The sequence below is a fragment of the Pyrofollis japonicus genome, from assembly GCF_033097485.1.
GTDB classification, from domain to species: domain Archaea; phylum Thermoproteota; class Thermoprotei_A; order Sulfolobales; family Pyrodictiaceae; genus Pyrofollis; species Pyrofollis japonicus.
This window is the reverse complement of sequence record NZ_AP028634.1, coordinates 636,063-652,053: the sequence shown is the minus strand read 5'-3', so window position 1 is coordinate 652,053 and position 15,991 is coordinate 636,063. Positions and strand designations below refer to the sequence as shown.

The window sequence follows — 15,991 nt, the reverse complement described above, 5'->3', positions numbered from 1 at the left end:
CGTTGAGCAAAGGTCGGGGTGCACGGTGTAAGCCTAATATCCTTGACCCGTTGCTTGTTTTCCCGGTAGGCCGGAGGATGCATGCACACGTATTCGTGGCTATTAGCAACGGGTTTGTCTCGCTGCTCCTCCTGCTGCTTGGCCTCGTCCTGGTCTTCGCCGGCTTGGAGCTTGTGAGGATTGTGGCAGGCCTAGTGCTCGGAGTAGTGCTCGCCCTAGTTTTCTACGCTATTGGGTCCGGGCTCGGCCTCCTTGCAGCGCTGGTGCTGGGCTTTGTTGGCTTCATAATAGGAGCCGTAATCGGCTTCGCCTTGTTCAAGGCAGGGATAGCGCTTATCGGGGGACTTGTCCTCGCAGACATTCTCGTCAAGCTCTTCGCGCCTGGAGCGGCTAGTGGGCTAGCAGTCCTAGTGCTGGGCATCGTTCTCGCTGCAGTGTTCTACGTTGTCGTGGACTACTTCGTGGTCGCCGCAACTGTTGCTGCAGGCTCACTACTGGTCTACGCAGGGCTACTCTACTGGGTCCCTAGCATCCTCGCAGCCATTGTCTCGCTGCTCCTCTTTGCCGCCGGGATAGTGTATGGCTGGGGGAAGATGAGAGGCGGCAGGCGCTGAAAGGGTTTCCGAGACGATAGGGGTTCTGCCCTCGGAGCGGTTGATTGCTGCGAGGAGGAGGCGTTCGGGGTGGGACGCGCCAGGGTCATCCCTGGGGCCTTTTCAGCCCCTGTCTCCCGGCGCAGCCTCGTGTAGAGAAAGAGCCCTTGCTAGGCTCCTTATCGTTTCCGCCTCGGCGGGGACTCCGTGCTAGGTTTTATCGGGTATCTCCGCCCTAGGTATAGCTGGACTGCATCGCCTAGCTAAAAGGGGGCCAGCATGGTTAGGGCTAGGAGGCTTGACGAGTATCTGCGCCAGCTAGGCACGGCCGCTGGGGGGCTCGGCGCCGGAGAGCAGGAGGGAGGGTTAGAGGAGCTTCTGCGCCGCGTGGTAGAGGAGGCTGTGCGGGAGGCTCTCGAGAAGCACGGCATCGGGGCCAGCGGAGCCGGTGCCGCTGAAGCGGCTGAGGTTTTGGAGAGGCTGGGGAGGCTTGAGGAGAGGCTGAGGAGCCTAGAGGAGGCTATTACTGGGCTCCGGGAGGAGATTCGCAGGAGCCGCGGCGGGCTGACGCGGCGAGACATAGAGGAGCTCGCCAAGGCTATTGCGGCAGCCGTTTCGGTGGCTAGGGAGCAGGCTCCCCAGGCTAGCCGTGAGCCCAAGTGGCTTCGCTACGTCGCGGAAAGGCTCCGGGAGAAGGGAGTGGTATTTGTTGACGAGCTTCCGCCCGATGTGCGGGCGGAGATAGATACCGGGGTCCTAGAGGCCCGCGGCTACCGCGTCATAGCCGTGGCTGGGCGCAGAGTAGTAGCGACCAGGCAGGCCCTCGACGAGTTCCTAGAGAAGCTTAGGCGGCTCAGGGCAAGCGACGAGTATGAGGCAGAAGCAGCTCTCGAGAAGTATGGTAGGCTTTTCCGCCTCTTGCGAAGCGAGGGCCTAATCTACTACGCCGGGCCCTCCCGGGGCTGGGTGCTTGAGAAGAAGGCTGAGAAGCTCCTAACCTAGGGGCTGGTTCTCCTCCTTTGCTCCGTGCCATTCCAGGTTCTTTGCTGGACCCGAGCAGCCATCCCCCAGGGGACTTAGTAGTATCGCCTGCTGTACGCGACTATAGCGAACCATATGAATGTTATGGCTATGCCTATGGAGGCTACAGCTATAGCGGCGTACTCGTCTATCTCGGCCAGCTTTCTCACTAGCAGTAGGAATACGAGTAGCCATGCGATGAGCCTTGACACGGCACCCATTGAGGGACAACCTTATATGTTTTTCGACCAGGCGTTGGCCCTAATGTAAAAGAAGGATTTATCTGGGTCCACTCGCCCCGATTTCCTTACAGGTAATATTTGCCACTATATATACGTTCCGAAACATAGCCCTTCATGCAAAACACTTATTTTAGAGAAGCAGGGCGGACATGCCTCGATATATGTTTTATCCTATAACGCGGCAGCGTAGTACCGAGACAAACAAGGTATTAAACTATACTTATACTGTAGGATTGCTAGGCGGTACAACGCCCCGCATGGCATGGATTATCTGAAGAGTTTCGGCGAAAAAGGTGCAGCAATGATCTTTCCGCTACTTTAGGCCGAGTAGGAGGTGGAGTCTTGGGCTAAAGTTTACCCGGTTTTGTAGCGCTTCTTCTGCTATCTCGCGGTGAAGCTTCAGTATCTCCTCTATTGTCATCCCTTCACTCGTCAATGGCATTATGTATACTCTTTTCCTCGGTATACCGTTGTTTTCTACATACTCTATTATCTTCTCCACGTGCTGTTTGTTCGCCGCCACGAACTTGAACCATACGTTGTTGTAGCGGCGCACGAGGTCAAACCAAGAAGGGTGCGTCTTCGCGCCAGGGACTGGTATGGGCACGTCCTTCGGAGAGACGACGAAGAACGCCTGGGAGAGGGGGGTTCCGGGCTCTGGTGCCTCGAGCGTACCATTGGTCTCTACCTGTACCGGGTAGCCGAGCCTGTAGAGCATGCGCACTAGTTCTTCCAGCGCGTCTCGCTGGAGCAGGGGCTCCCCGCCGGTAACCACGACTAGGGTGGGGTCAGCCCTGCCCACGAGTACTACTAGCTCCTCAATGGTCATCTCCCTGGCGTTCTTCACGTCCCATGAGTACTTTGTGTCGCAGAAGGGGCAGCGGAGATTACAGCCAGCAAGCCTTATGAAGAGGCTTCGGCGCCCAGTAAACGGGCCTTCTCCCTGGAGGCTGAGAAACGTCTCAGCGACCAATAGGCTATCGCGGCGAGTACTCAACGCATAGGTCTCGGGTCTCACAGACCTCGACTCGCTCAACCCTATCACCGAAAGACTCGGCGAGCCCCCTGGCCACAATGACTGCGAGGTCCTCGCTAGTAACCGTCTCGCGGCCCAGCAACTCATTTAGGTACCGGTGGTCGAAACGCTCGAAAACGTTCACCCGCAGCCACTTCTCCAAGTCGTCTAGGTCAATACCCATTGGCTCGTCCTCGCGGAGCCAGACACAAACCCGGTAATTATGGCCATGTACCCGGCCGCAGCGGGGATGCCCCTTAATGCTATGAGCGGCGGAGAACTCTGTACAGGCCTTAACGAGGAAACTCATCGCTAGCACACCCCGTCCCAGCTAGGCCATCGCCCCTCAGAACAGCCGCTACCAGGCTTATCAAGCTACCCCTGCGAAATGCTATGCGGAAAACGATGCCTTCGAGAAACAGCACAGCAGAACACTACAACGAGCCTACATGCAGCACCACAAAGAGGCGCCGGGGTCGCCCCCGAGGTTACATCCCCATCGCGCCGCAAGATGCGTCGGGCTGGTAGCCCGATCGTCACACCCCGGCACCCCAGGAAAGCAACAAGACAGCAACACGCATATATAGTCTAGCCCAAAGAGAATCATGATTTCTTATCCTCTATTTCGAGCAACAACTTCAAGCATGCATTCAACCCAATAAGGAATTATAATTAGCTATGATTGTTTTCCTATTAGGGATTTCTGTTACAAGGTGCATGAGCCTATACTTACAATTCTCCTTTGAGTTAGACATAACATGTATCGGCTTACTCGGCTGGCTAGGCTGGTTGATCTTACAATTCTCTTTTGAGTTTATCGTATATGTGAGCCCCGATCTCAAGAAGCGCCTTATGTACCTGACTTACAATTCTCTTTTGAGTTTATCGAGAGACCCTAAGCCGGAGAGGATACTGGTTTACGCCGCCGTCTTACAATTCTCTTTTGAGTTTATCTACTTGGTAAGGTAGTGCTCTACTGGCTTCACAAAGGTCTTTGCCCTTACAATTCTCTTTTGAGTTTATCACCATCGACTACATAGAGATGTCGAACCGCCGTAGCGCCGACTACCCTTACAATTCTCTTTTGAGTTTATCCGTAGCTGGGCGAACATAGAGGACGCGTACGACATCACGGTGTACACTTACAATTCTCTTTTGAGTTTATCCTATTATCAGGTTCGAGTTCCGTAATGCTACTGACCCTACTGCCTTACAATTCTCTTTTGAGTTTATCGCACTAGCCACTTACTGTGCCCAGTCCTCGACGCGGCCACGTACTTACAATTCTCTTTTGAGTTTATCTATTGGAAGAATTATTGAACACGCTCTTGGAGGCTGTGTAATCTTACAATTCTCTTTTGAGTTTATCGTGTTCCTTTTGGTTTTGCTTCTAGTACTAGGAATTTTTCACTTACAATTCTCTTTTGAGTTTATCCGAAGCAACACCCGAAATGGTGGCTAGGGCTATGGGATGGCTAGCTTACAATTCTCTTTTGAGTTTATCTCACCTCTATGATACCGTTTACCTGTGTGAACTCTACCTTACAATTCTCTTTTGAGTTTATCTTGTTGTGCTTGGTTTGTCTGTGGCTGAGGAGGTTGCTGTGACTTACAATTCTCTTTTGAGTTTATCCCAAGTACCTCCCAGAAGCACACACGCTGGACAACGCCCTGTGGCTTACAATTCTCTTTTGAGTTTATCTGGTTTGTTCCCTTTTGGGATCCGAATGATTTGTGCTATGTTACGGGTATTTATCTTCTTCGGAACACTATTGGGTTATAAAGGGGGTAATGTATCATAGTTAGCAACAATTCTCTTTCTACTCTATCCCATAATGTTCTCATGGATTTGCATGGGTTTGAAACATTGTTCCCAAGAAGCCTTACAACTCCACCAAAGACAGGTTCCAATGAGAAAAGAAAGAGGAATTTAAAGATAAAGAAGACTAGGACAAACACACAGTCAGAGAAAATGGTTGTATATATTAAAGAGGTTAGGTCTGATTGTTACTTAGCATAGTTTGTTGTTATGAATTTGATGTTATTTATTGACTAGGTTGTGCAGTCATGTTCGTTGTTTTGACCTTTGCATATTCATGCCTCGTTGTTATTGACGGGGTATGTGTTGCGACGTGGATATGATTAATTATTGAGGGTATGGCTGGCATGTTATCAAGTTTTTGCGTGGGTATTGGGTGCGCAAGTCGGGGACTATGCTTGTAGGGGAAATAGATTTTGACCGGACCAGGGACTAGATAGTATTTGAGATCTATGTTAGTTACGTGATCTGTGGCGTTGCTACTTTTAGGCATTGGCGCTGGTTTCTCCCTTATGATGTAGGAGTGCTTGTCTAGTGTCACTAGTTCTAGGTTGTGGTTGTATGCTTGTGCAGCTATTATTAGGTCTACTGTGGGCAGCGGGCTTCCTAGGCGGCGTAGCCTTGGCTTGCCAGAGTATTGCTAAGTGGTAGTCCTGTTTCTTGGGGTAGAGTATTGCTAGGATGCGGGGTATTGCCGGCGGGTACTCTATCGCTGTTATCACCGAGATGTAGCCCGGAGATGATGTTGGCGCTCCTCTTGGCTACTAGCTCTATTGCTGCGCCCGTGTCATAGGTTTTACCCTCCTCTACTCCTCCACCCTCTCGTACATTTCCTCTTCTTGCGGACCAAGGGGGCTCCAGGTCCCCAGCGCTTAGCCCCAGCTCCCTTAGCTTCTCAACCAGTTCTCCCGGCGCCTCAACCCTCTTGGCCTCCCCTAGTCTCTGCAGATACTCCTCTATGGCTTTGCGCACAACCTCGCTCCAGTTGATCTCCCGGTGCCTCCTCATCTCCTCTGCTAGGCGGCGCGGAATACGCACAGTAATAGTCACAGACATACAAGCACTAAACGTATACACGGCATTACCTTTAAATGACTCGCCTAGTTCTCGTACACTGCATAAAGCGCTCACCATATAGATGGGGTCAGAGCCCCAGCTGTATCCCCTCGGGGACACACAGAGCCCTGCCAGCGAGAAAGAAGAGAGGGGTGCAGTGCAGCATTGGGTGTTGAGGCTAGGTTCTATGTTGTCAACCTCGTATTCCGCGTCGTTTCCCGCGTCAAGCTCGTTGCGTGGAGCGGGGCAGTGGCGGGCAAGATAGTGTACGACTCGCTGAGCCTCGCAGGCACCGTGTTGCCCGAGGGCGGGCTGTTCCGAGTCTCCCCCATATATCCCGCAGAGGGCGGCTTCGTCCCGGTCTCCGGGTTCCTCGCCCCCGGGGAGCGGTATAGGCTACGGGCAGTGTTCTGGGGCAAGGCGGGCGAGGTGCCCGCCCACGTCTTGGCGAGAGGGTTCACGACCGGCGTAGTGTTCAACAAGGACATAATTGTCGAGGGCCTCGACATGAGAGAGGAGGTGGTCGACGCCCCGCTGCCCGAGCCGCCCAGCGACCCGGGAGACCCAGTAGCCGCAGTCATTGTGGCGAGGCACGGGGCAACATTCTACCGGTTCCACGGAGCCATAGTCTCGTACCCGAGCCCCTGGAGACTAGTAGCAAGCATAGCCAGGAGACTCTCAGCAACCACCGGGCTAGACTACAAGCCACTAGTAGCAGCAATCCAGCCCTGCCTAGAACTAGCACAGGACAACACAAAGAAGGCGAGAATAAGGCTAACACACGGCAAAGAAATCAAAGTATTCACGGGCGAAGCCCGCTACCACCTAGTCTGCGGCGAGAAGCTGGCAGAGGCGGCGAAGAAGCTCCTAGGAGCAGCACTCCTCACCGGAGCCGGAGGAAGCCCAGGCCTAGGCCTAGGAGAAGTACAAGCAATAACCATACAACCACCAAGACACCCAACACCCCCACCAGTAGAGCCATGGGCAGAAGAAACCACAGAATAACAACATAAATAATATCAACCAAGAAGAGAATCCTCAAAAACAATCCCACCAACCACACCCAACCAATCCATATCACTATTCTCTCCCAGCTCTTGTTTAGCCTAATCCTCGTAGTCTTTAAATTCCTCTTTCTTTTCTCATTGGAACCTGTCTTTGGTGGAGTTGTAAGGCTTCTTGGGAACAATGTTTCAAATCCATACATTTCCATGAGAACAATATGGGATAGAGCAGAATGGGGAAACGGGGTAAGATAATTACCAATTATCTTATAAATCAATAGTGTTCCGAAGGAGATAAATACGAGTATCATAGCACAAACCATTCGGATCCCAAAAGGGAACAAACCACTAGAACTCAAAAGAGAATTGTAAGTTATATCCATACTTTGCTTTCAAGTAGCCCTCTATACGGCTAAGCCCTAGAACTCAAAAGAGAATTGTAAGACCAAACATTTTTAACTCCTTATCTAACGTTTAAGGTATTTCTGTCTAGAACTCAAAAGAGAATTGTAAGAAGAGTACAGGGAACAGCTCACAAAGAGACCATACTTGAAAATAGCTAGAACTCAAAAGAGAATTGTAAGAGTGTACCTTGTCACCCTTATGAACCTAGTCAAGCTGGTCTTCGGCTAGAACTCAAAAGAGAATTGTAAGTGTTGTTGGGGCTCACAGAGCCCACCTCGTAGAGGAAGCGGGGCTAGAACTCAAAAGAGAATTGTAAGCTCTTGTCTGCTCTTTGTTAGTCAATTGTATATTTTGCATAGATATCTCTGAGACTAGAACTCAAAAGAGAATTGTAAGATAACTGCTAACGTTACGTGCAGCCTCAGCGGTAGCGTGACGCCTAGAACTCAAAAGAGAATTGTAAGGCACAGTTTACGGACACACAGTTCCTCTCACTATAGCAGTTCTCTAGAACTCAAAAGAGAATTGTAAGTTCTAGATCAACCCCTTCTCAACCAATGTCTTAATAATTATGCCTAGAACTCAAAAGAGAATTGTAAGATTTTGTCCAACAGTACTGGCATACTTCTCTCGATACACTAGAACTCAAAAGAGAATTGTAAGACTACTGCGGCTGAAGTACAAATACCCAAAGTGGTAGTCTTTAACTAGAACTCAAAAGAGAATTGTAAGTGGAGAAACACTTAGCTGGGACAACTACGTTGCCGGCAAACTATCTAGAACTCAAAAGAGAATTGTAAGGGTATCGGCTCAATCTCGGTAACCGGTACCCGCCTAACCTCGCTAGAACTCAAAAGAGAATTGTAAGTGTACATCTCGAGCCCAATAGTCTTAAGCGTGTTGAACAGCTGCTAGAACTCAAAAGAGAATTGTAAGAGGAAGACGCCCTTTATCGCTCTTCCACGACTGTCAACTATCAGCCTAGAACTCAAAAGAGAATTGTAATCATTTGTCTTGTCATACATGTCGTCAATGTCTGGCTCGAAGTGAATAACTCAATAGAGAACTGAGAGGACAAACCTACTTCTTAAGCAACCCTTTTTGGTCATGCACGGGCAAGGATGATGAAGGCATTGCTGGAGTTTTAGTTATGATTAGAACGGATTTTTAGCAATACAAATATTTCAAGGAAGATTTTTATAAAATATGAGAGTAATCGTTAAAACGTGGCATGTGCTGTAATCTTTATGTAGTAAACGGTATGCTTGTGGCTAGTAGTTTGTGTGCCCAATAGCGAGGCGGATTGCATTCTTCCTGTTGTGACTCGTAGATAGTTCCCGGCATGAGGGTTGGAATTGGTGTTTTTTGTTTATTTTCCCTATAACTCCATCCAGTCAGTAAACCTATTTCACCGTGGTATGCAATTATCCTCTCGCATCTTGTCGAGACAATTTTTTCCTTTTGTGGGAGTATCCCTATATGCGAGACTGCTAGTCTTGTCATTCCCTCCTTCTTAGTTAGCTCAGTTATGGCTTGGTCGGCTACGGCTATTATTACGCTTCCGGCACTCTGTTTTCCGCCGATATCTATCAAGTACTTGTTTTTCCTCCCAGCTTCTAACGAGCTCTGGAGCTTATTTACCATGTCCTTGGGTAGTGTTGCTTCTATGCAGTAGGATGGCGTGATACAGGAGTAGCCATTGCATAGTGTTATGTTTCTTAGCCCAGTGTAGGAATATATACTTCCTTTTCTCTTATTCACTACCTTAATTCTCCTCTCTAGTGCTATGCCTATGCGGCTTTCCTTATCGGATATTACTTGATACTCGTTGCTACTATTTATTCTCCCGGTACGCGTATTAAGTACAGCATATACTAGCTCAAGCCCTTTTTCCGAAAAGCCGAGGCCCATAGGCCTCACCTCTATGGTTGCTACTGCGCCATGGCTTATTCTAGGTGACTGAATTGTTCCCCCTAGCGGCTTATAGAGGGGAACATATATCGTTCTGGGCTTGTTGCCACGGAGTATGTCACTAAGAGCTTCATTGTCGGCCACGTATGGGCCGTAGAACATGATTTCTCCTTTCTCTACCTCCTTCTCTAACATGCCCGGATTTATCTCTAAGATCGTGCCTAGTATGTTTAGGGATGCACCGCTTAAGTTCCATATTGATGGAGCTATTGTAGACCTTCCCCTTGTATAGGGCTCTAACGGAATATTATTGCCTAGGTATATTGGCGAGAGATCGCCGAGTAGTTTGAAACAGAAGTATACTACCTTGTTCACTAGCCTCAGCCCCCTAACTCGGGAAGGATTGTATACCTATGTAGCTCAGCTATGTCTAGTAAAATAGTGCTTAAGTCTTGCGCCAAGACGTGGACTCCATCACTTGCTTCGAAGACTTCGTTCTCTGATTTCTCTAGAATGCGTGCCGTCTTGGGTGCTGTGTCTTTTTCCTTTAGTAAATCGATTAGCTGATATAACTCTCTTATCCAGTAGCCAAAGTCATTTATATGCGTTGCACTTAGTAGGTTCCTTAGCCTCTGCTCTATGCTAATAGTTCTCGCATAGAGCGATGAGATCCTTGCCACCTCGATGGCTGCTCTGTACAAGTCGTCTAGGGATACTATGTCTAGCGGGACTATGCTTGTACAGTTCCTGCTGCTTGATGTAAGACGCGTATACGCTAGCGAATTCTTTGATCTATTCTTATCTATTGTAACGCTTTTTGCATATTTATCAACAATTTCATAAGCTGTTGATATTACTATGCGCAACGGCACCCTCACATGGGCTGCAACTATTCCAACCGATGCACGGAACCCGTTCTTCTGTAGAGCGTCATAAATGCCACGGATGAGTGGAAAAGTATCCTCAATTGGCGCTAGGAAGAGGAAGTCATCGCCAGCCATGTATACAGGCAACCCGGAGAATAGTAGCCTTGTAGATACTGTCTCTAAGGAATTAGTCGGCAATTTCTCCATGAGGAACACCATACTAAGAATACTCGACTCGACGGCCCTTAGAACTCCACGGCTTGTCCCTAGGAACTCACTTGAAGCGTTATCGGAGTCTATGTAGATTAACGCATAGTAGTTGCTAGGCATAAAGCGCAAAGGAAGCCCTATCTCATAAAGGCTCTCCAGATTCTCGTATCTCAAGGTTAAGTAGCTATAATCTTTCCCTCGAAGCTTTGCAGCAAACTCCTCAAAGAGCCCCCTCATGCCTTTTTCTTGGCTAAATATTTTCACTCCTATTATATCATTAAGATGCCTAAGGCTCTCTGACACTGATGGTCCAAGTCTATTCCTTAGCCGCTCTACTAGTGCAGCCATTCTATCCGGGTAGAGCAGCTCCGGAAAGTTATGGATTATCCTTACAAGCGTTCTGCATCTTTCGTATTCCTTGTCTAGCACTAGGGCTCTAAGCCCGTTATAGTAGGTTGTACACTCATTACTAGGACAATGATTTATTGCTAGGCTTAGTGACTCATCTATTCCCTGATCTATTCCGAGATTTCTAGCAAGCAATTCAAACTCTTTCCTATGTTTTTCTATCGCGTCGCACGCCTCAACGATGTTTTCGAAGTAACTGGTTAGCTTACTGCCGTGATACACATCAGCTAGGACTGCTAACAGTGTGAGCCTCGTGTAGAACGATGCTATGGCATATAAGCTCTTTGAACGCTTCTGCAGGGAACTATGCACGCTATCATCGGCCAACCTGTACCCCCTCCATTAATCTTGCTAATAAGTGAAATATGCATAAACGCTCACGTGGACGAAGAACTAGCTTATAGTTTTCGCCGCAATCAATGACCACGCTATACTCATTGCTATTAGCTACTATGAAGGGCTCGCTATAACAATTAGTGCAGAGTATGCTACGACCCCTGACCCGCCTAGCGGCCCCTTCATAGAGTCTGTGAGTGAGCTCACTATACGTCCAATAATACTTATTCATAGCATAAGAGCTGTGTAGAGCTTCAGCCAGTGAGAGCATGACGCTCCAGGGGTTCTCTGGATCAAGCCTGTATCCCAGCGATTTAACAATAGCTATATGCTCCGGAGACGCGCCCTCCATAAATAGCCTTGTTACTTCTTCGCCGCTAAACGATACATATGTGACAATGAGGCTGTAGGGAGGATTCTCTGAGACCTTAGCTATGAGCTCGTCTAGGGAGACTTTCTCTGCGAAACTATCGTTTACTATAACTCCTGGCTCAGTATTACTAGATAGGCTATGTAGGCACTCCCTTAGCGCAGTAGAGTATGTTGAGACTATGTTCCTCCAGTACTCTTTAGCATAATCTCTTATATGGTTAACTATGTTAACTATGGCGTTGACCTCATTAAGGCCTTTAGGGACTATTAGTGTCAGCGCGCCAGGAGGACTATAGAGGTCAAGAACATGAACTCTCTCTATCCCTATTGCTTTAAGATAGTCTATAAGCTGCATTGATAGTGGGCGAAGAAGCTGCCACGGCGAAGTCATATTCGATATGACTCTTGATGCTATATAGCCTATTACATTACTTATAAGTCTGGATGCTATGTACATGTCACGAGGAATTCTACTAGCAACTATGTTCTCTTTCTTCCTAATAACCTCAGCAATGATAATAGATAGGCCGCTAGATGTACCCCTAGAGACAAGGCCAGCAAAGTATGCTGAACGAATAACCGAGTAGAGATATAATATCCTTGTGTCATAATTCTTTTTAATAAACTTGTCTACGATATACTTATCTATAGCTCTTTCAAAACGCTCTTCGCCTAGTCCCTCTATGTGCCGAACTAGCTCCTTAAGCATCTTAACAAATTCCGTATCGGATACTAGGCTCCTCAGCTTCCCGCATCCATAGCTACCTAGCATTTTTGCTATAATACCGAGCCTATTGCTTGAATCATCACTACTGAAAGCCTTTAGCTCGATACTCTGCATGGCCCTCTTTAGGCCGCATGCATGAAACAAGTCCGCAAGCATGGCCAATAATCTGTTACTCATAGGATACGACCCCCGTTGTTACTAATCAGATTCAATTCTGATCTCATTTGGCTGCAAGACTCCATAGCTTAGAGTCGTCTTAGCACCTATGCCCTCCACGAACAACTTGCTAACCCACTCGGTTACAGCTTTCATGCATTCATTTCCAATACTAGGCCCAAGTCCTATTGCTAAAAAGAATCGAAGCCCTCTAGCTACTGTTGGATAAATTACCGGAACGGGGCGCGCTTCGTGCTCCCTTATCCTCGGGTCAGGAGAACCATCACCGTATATTGGTGTTGTCACATCTAGCTCTATGAGCAGGCCCCTACCCTGGGGGATGGGAAACGCATCAGTAAAGATTATTGAGCCCTTTCCCTCCTTGGAGCCAAATGCCTTTGCCACAAATTCTTCAAGAGTATACGTGTTGCATGTATATCCTGAGGTCTCAATGAATGCTCGAAAAGCGCCCTTAATGCTTGAAGCCGGTATATACGGTATACCCAGCACTGGGTGTAGTGCTGTCCCATATTCGAAAACTGAATCAATGTTAATGGGCGGCTTACCAACTATGAGCCTCGTGACCGTATGTGCGCGGAGCGTTATGACGCGATAACCGAGACTCCTTAGGGCACGTAGTGTGTGCTCACGTATATAGCTTAGAGCCTTCCCTACACTTTCATCTATCCTTGCGATACTAGAGGACTCCGCTAAGAGCTCCGCAACGGCTCGCTTAGCTAGCGCATCGACGCGGTTAAGGTTCTTCTCTAGTCTTCTCCTATCCCGAGGATGTAGCTTTTTGCGAGCAATTTGCCGCAGCTCTGGCCCATACCGGCCCACAAGGTAGAGAATCTCGAAATAGGTTCTCGACGAAATCACTGATTGAGCTAGAGAGTTCCTCAGAGAAGGAGCTGAGCTGAGCAACTCAGTAATGTATCCGCAGAACTGTAATGGACGCCTTCTCTCCTCCTCGGGAAGCAGTTGCATCATTCCACATATCTCGTTGGCAGCCCGGATTAGCTCCTGATAGGCTTGGCTGTCAATACTTCTCCCAGAACCGGGTCTAGGCACTCCATTTCACCTCTTGACAGCTAATACTTGGACCAAGGTCCTGCCGTTGCTCGCCTAAACAGTTCTGGAGGAACTCGACAGCAGTATCCATAGCAGATATAATGACGTCATCGCTGACACGTATAGAGGTACTCGAATGACCTCCTATCCATTCTATCTGGCTTGGCCAGTCAGATGAATAAAATGCCTGCAAGAGTGCGTATCCTCGATGCACTGTGAAGATTAGTGGAGAAGCCCGCCGCTCAACTCCTCTCGCCTTGTATCCCGTTCCTTTCTGCTCCCGGGGGAGCCCAAGGATCCATGCATACAGTCTACGTCGGAGAACATCGCCACCCTTAACGAGCTTACGATACTGCGCAGTAACACACTTAGAGAACTTTATCGTCGCATCAACAGGGTCTACATCGTCCAGTTTGCAGAGGAGCACCCGGTATACACCAGGCGCTATCGCGGGAACCGGTGGAAGCCCTTGTCCCTCCTCGGCGCTTCCGCCCCCAGCGATCTCGGCAGCGAGTCTATGTATGCTTGTTACCAGCTCTGAGAGAGATGATGGAAGCCGAGACCTAGCACTATGCAGCCATGGAGGCAATACACCGGAGACTATATCGAAACAGCCTAGGCCCCGCCTAGAAGCCTTGCCGAGGCAGCCAAGCTCAAAGAGCGCTACTAGCATAGCTGACGCAAATGAGTAAAAACTCTGGGAAGCTGGTACAGTCCTAGAGTAGAGAATTATGTCCGCCATGTTAACGGCTCTGTACTCACTAGGAGGCAGTCTTCCCCCACCTAGCTGGAGAAGTCTTAGCCGTTGGTGCTCCCGGGAAAGCTTGCGCCATGTAGAGTTATCGCACATGGATACGCCCTGCTCGAGAGAACGGATTACAAAGGGGGATGCAGACTCCGTCGAGCCCCACAATGTTTTAGAGAGATCTATAACTTTGCGCACAAGCTCGCGGCCACGACTACCTCTAGCATAGAGAGCTCCAGCCAAGAATGCACGACTCCACCAGCGAAGCACACCTTTTATCGACTGTGTGCGCAACGGCTCAACTATCTCTAAACCAGCCAGCCTCCTCGTGAACCTTGTATCATAGCCTCCTAAGAAGAGAGGAGTTGAAGAAGTAACTCTTATCCTTGCTATCTCCCTCAGCACGTTACTCCTCACCAGCCTTGATGAATGCCTCGATACTCCTGCGTGCAGAAGCAAGTGAGCATAATACCTGCTCATTTAACGCTTCGAGGAGCCCAGCATCACTGATAGTCTTCTCGATAATCGTGTCAAATGCTTCCTCAAAATCAACACTATCTACTCCGTATATGTCGCCTAGAACCCTTAGCAGGAATAATAGCAACAAGCTATGTGCAATAGCATCCGGGCTACCGCCCTCTCGGCATATATCGGCCACGGCACTCCTTATGTCATCATAGCTCTCTTTCGCCGGCAAGTGCTTTTCGTAAATCTTTCTCGCTGTATCTATGCCGCTCTTAGAGAACAAGTAGAGGAGAGTATCTACAGAGCCCTGCGAAGCATAGTAATCAACTACCCTGCGAGCAATGCTCCTAAGCTTCCTACCAATCTCTATGCATGTATTCCTAGTAGAACTGGATCCCTCTAAACCCAGACTATATATCGCCCTAACAAGACGGGTAAACCATGCGATGTGCCTATCCAGCAAACTCCTCGCAACAATACTCACGGCTCCCTTACCCCTCTACAAGCTTTATATGTACAAGCCCTCTACCAACAGTCTCATGCCCACCGATAATAGTATAGAAGGAGCTATCCGCGCCTGCGCCTGCAAGCTTACGGAAAACCGATCTAACAAACTCAGCGTCCTCCACACTAGCCGAGTCCTCTTTCAAGAATTTCCTGCAACTACTCGCTCTCATTGGCTCTCTTGGCCTCGAGTAGAGGAATATCCCGTAGAACAGGCTCAGCTCGGGCACATACTCTTCGCTCCACAAGGCCCCAGGCCTAACACGCTTACTACGATAATCAAGGCTCACACGAGTTCTCCGCGGAATAAGGCTCTGCCCCAATAACCGGGCAGCAACGTTATCAGGGACAAGCACTACTCTCTCAGAATATACGCGGGCAGCATCCTCGCCAAACACATAGCGAAAGACCCTCCGGAAAACATCTCCAAGCATGCTTTCAAGCACAACATGATCGGATGAATAGATCTTTGTGCCAAACACGAGATACTTCATATCCTGTAGAGAAGAAACCGATACAACAGGTCTCCCAGCATTAAGAGCATCCTCATTAGACTCCAGTAATTCGCTTGCATCCCGCAAGAATGCGCTAAGAACGTTCCGCAAACCATTACTGATCTCGACAAGCCCAGAGACCAAGACATTTGCAACACTCATGAAACGCTGCAAAATAAACGGCGATGTAAAGAAGCATACACCAAAACTACAGGGACCAGCCAAGGCAAGTAGACCGAAATCGGAGACGTACATGGATCCAGCAAAAGCCTCTATATCTTCTCTTTCATTACCGAACAAGACCCTAACGCAATCCCTACACCCCTCTCCCGCACCTTCACACCTAAGGGTAAAAGCAGACCGCAAAGCCCCCTTCAGACTACTACCCCATATAATAGGATACCCTGCAAAATCACGCTGAACAGCCAAATCAACACTACAACTCGTATCCCTACCACTACCAACAAATAAGCCTGAAACCGGCGATAAGAGAACCAAGTCACCCTTCTCATAGATACCCGCTAATGCTCCCTGACCCATATCAAAAACACACCACAATAATATAACCACTA

Annotated in this window: 16 protein-coding genes and 2 CRISPR repeat arrays; of the genes, 3 read left to right on the top strand and 13 right to left on the bottom strand. The window is 48.8% G+C overall.

What is annotated here, in order from left to right; all coding sequences use genetic code 11:
- Positions 1–2 precede the first annotated feature (2 nt).
- A complete protein-coding gene (locus SBG41_RS03250; protein WP_317896114.1) occupies positions 3–614 on the top strand; it encodes a hypothetical protein in 612 nt (203 codons plus the stop codon).
- 258 nt (positions 615–872) lie between these two features.
- Positions 873–1,595 (top strand): hypothetical protein, encoded by a 723-nt coding sequence (locus tag SBG41_RS03245; protein ID WP_317896113.1) that lies wholly within the window; start codon positions 873–875, stop codon positions 1,593–1,595.
- Between the two features lie 74 nt (positions 1,596–1,669).
- On the opposite strand, the gene SBG41_RS03240 is transcribed toward SBG41_RS03245, so the two are convergent.
- From SBG41_RS03240 to SBG41_RS03215, 6 genes are all read right to left on the bottom strand, one after another.
- Positions 1,670–1,834 carry a hypothetical protein gene (locus tag SBG41_RS03240; protein ID WP_317896112.1) on the bottom strand — a complete coding sequence of 55 codons (165 nt, stop codon included), beginning with the start codon at positions 1,832–1,834 and terminating at the stop codon, positions 1,670–1,672.
- Between the two features lie 334 nt (positions 1,835–2,168).
- Positions 2,169–2,891: a 7-carboxy-7-deazaguanine synthase QueE gene (locus tag SBG41_RS03235; RefSeq protein ID WP_317896111.1), complete on the bottom strand. Its 723-nt coding sequence runs from the start codon at positions 2,889–2,891 to the stop codon at positions 2,169–2,171.
- On the bottom strand, positions 2,833–3,180 hold the full coding sequence (locus SBG41_RS03230; protein ID WP_317896110.1) for a 6-pyruvoyl trahydropterin synthase family protein: 348 nt from the start codon (positions 3,178–3,180) through the stop codon (positions 2,833–2,835). Before SBG41_RS03230 ends, SBG41_RS03235 begins: the two co-directional genes overlap by 59 nt.
- A complete protein-coding gene (locus tag SBG41_RS03225) occupies positions 3,164–3,295 on the bottom strand; it encodes a hypothetical protein (RefSeq protein WP_317896109.1) in 132 nt (43 codons plus the stop codon). Before SBG41_RS03225 ends, SBG41_RS03230 begins: the two co-directional genes overlap by 17 nt.
- Positions 3,296–3,598: 303 nt before the next feature.
- Positions 3,599–4,572: a CRISPR direct-repeat array (repeat unit 25 nt; unit sequence CTTACAATTCTCTTTTGAGTTTATC).
- Between the two features lie 343 nt (positions 4,573–4,915).
- Complete coding sequence (locus SBG41_RS03220; RefSeq protein WP_317896108.1) at positions 4,916–5,182, bottom strand: hypothetical protein; 267 nt, start codon at positions 5,180–5,182, stop codon at positions 4,916–4,918.
- Positions 5,183–5,295: 113 nt separating this feature from the next.
- Positions 5,296–5,865 carry a ribbon-helix-helix domain-containing protein gene (locus tag SBG41_RS03215; protein ID WP_317896107.1) on the bottom strand — a complete coding sequence of 190 codons (570 nt, stop codon included), beginning with the start codon at positions 5,863–5,865 and terminating at the stop codon, positions 5,296–5,298.
- Between the two features lie 45 nt (positions 5,866–5,910).
- On the opposite strand from SBG41_RS03215, the gene cas6 reads away from it, so the two are divergent.
- Positions 5,911–6,750 (top strand): CRISPR system precrRNA processing endoribonuclease RAMP protein Cas6, encoded by an 840-nt coding sequence (gene cas6 / locus SBG41_RS03210; protein ID WP_317896106.1) that lies wholly within the window; start codon positions 5,911–5,913, stop codon positions 6,748–6,750.
- Positions 6,751–7,097: 347 nt separating this feature from the next.
- A CRISPR array of direct repeats spans positions 7,098–8,160; the repeat unit is 25 nt; unit sequence CTAGAACTCAAAAGAGAATTGTAAG.
- Positions 8,161–8,399: 239 nt separating this feature from the next.
- On the opposite strand, the gene SBG41_RS03205 is transcribed toward cas6, so the two are convergent.
- The 7 genes from SBG41_RS03205 to cmr4 are packed head-to-tail and all read right to left on the bottom strand — an operon-like array spanning position 8,400 to position 15,959.
- The gene (locus SBG41_RS03205) at positions 8,400–9,440 is read right to left on the bottom strand and encodes a hypothetical protein (RefSeq protein ID WP_317896105.1); all 1,041 of its coding nucleotides are present in this window, start codon (positions 9,438–9,440) and stop codon (positions 8,400–8,402) included.
- A 5-nt stretch (positions 9,441–9,445) separates the two neighbouring features.
- On the bottom strand, positions 9,446–10,876 hold the full coding sequence (locus tag SBG41_RS03200) for a Cas10/Cmr2 second palm domain-containing protein (RefSeq protein ID WP_317896104.1): 1,431 nt from the start codon (positions 10,874–10,876) through the stop codon (positions 9,446–9,448).
- Entirely contained in the window at positions 10,866–12,161 is a 1,296-nt protein-coding gene (locus SBG41_RS03195) for a hypothetical protein (protein WP_317896103.1), read from the bottom strand. The genes SBG41_RS03200 and SBG41_RS03195 overlap by 11 nt, the downstream gene beginning before the upstream one ends.
- A 21-nt stretch (positions 12,162–12,182) precedes the next feature.
- Positions 12,183–13,211 (bottom strand): type III-B CRISPR module RAMP protein Cmr6, encoded by a 1,029-nt coding sequence (gene cmr6 / locus SBG41_RS03190; RefSeq protein WP_317896102.1) that lies wholly within the window; start codon positions 13,209–13,211, stop codon positions 12,183–12,185.
- Positions 13,204–14,415 (bottom strand): type III-B CRISPR module RAMP protein Cmr1, encoded by a 1,212-nt coding sequence (gene cmr1 / locus SBG41_RS03185; RefSeq protein WP_317896101.1) that lies wholly within the window; start codon positions 14,413–14,415, stop codon positions 13,204–13,206. The genes cmr6 and cmr1 overlap by 8 nt, the downstream gene beginning before the upstream one ends.
- Entirely contained in the window at positions 14,363–14,905 is a 543-nt protein-coding gene (locus SBG41_RS03180; RefSeq protein ID WP_317896100.1) for a hypothetical protein, read from the bottom strand. The genes cmr1 and SBG41_RS03180 overlap by 53 nt, the downstream gene beginning before the upstream one ends.
- Before the next feature lie 7 nt (positions 14,906–14,912).
- Positions 14,913–15,959: a type III-B CRISPR module RAMP protein Cmr4 gene (cmr4, locus tag SBG41_RS03175; protein WP_317896099.1), complete on the bottom strand. Its 1,047-nt coding sequence runs from the start codon at positions 15,957–15,959 to the stop codon at positions 14,913–14,915.
- Between the last annotated feature and the right edge of the window lie 32 nt (positions 15,960–15,991).

Excerpts from the sequence above, each read along its gene's own strand:
- SBG41_RS03245 (WP_317896113.1), top strand. The coding sequence starts at position 873 with ATGGTTAGGGCTAGGAGGCTTGACGAGTATCTGCGCCAGCTAGGCACG.
- SBG41_RS03240 (WP_317896112.1), bottom strand. The coding sequence starts at position 1,834 with ATGGGTGCCGTGTCAAGGCTCATCGCATGGCTACTCGTATTCCTACTG.
- SBG41_RS03230 (WP_317896110.1), bottom strand. The coding sequence starts at position 3,180 with ATGAGTTTCCTCGTTAAGGCCTGTACAGAGTTCTCCGCCGCTCATAGC.
- SBG41_RS03220 (WP_317896108.1), bottom strand. The coding sequence starts at position 5,182 with ATGCCTAAAAGTAGCAACGCCACAGATCACGTAACTAACATAGATCTC.
- SBG41_RS03195 (WP_317896103.1), bottom strand. The coding sequence starts at position 12,161 with ATGAGTAACAGATTATTGGCCATGCTTGCGGACTTGTTTCATGCATGC.
- cmr4 (WP_317896099.1), bottom strand. The coding sequence starts at position 15,959 with ATGGGTCAGGGAGCATTAGCGGGTATCTATGAGAAGGGTGACTTGGTT.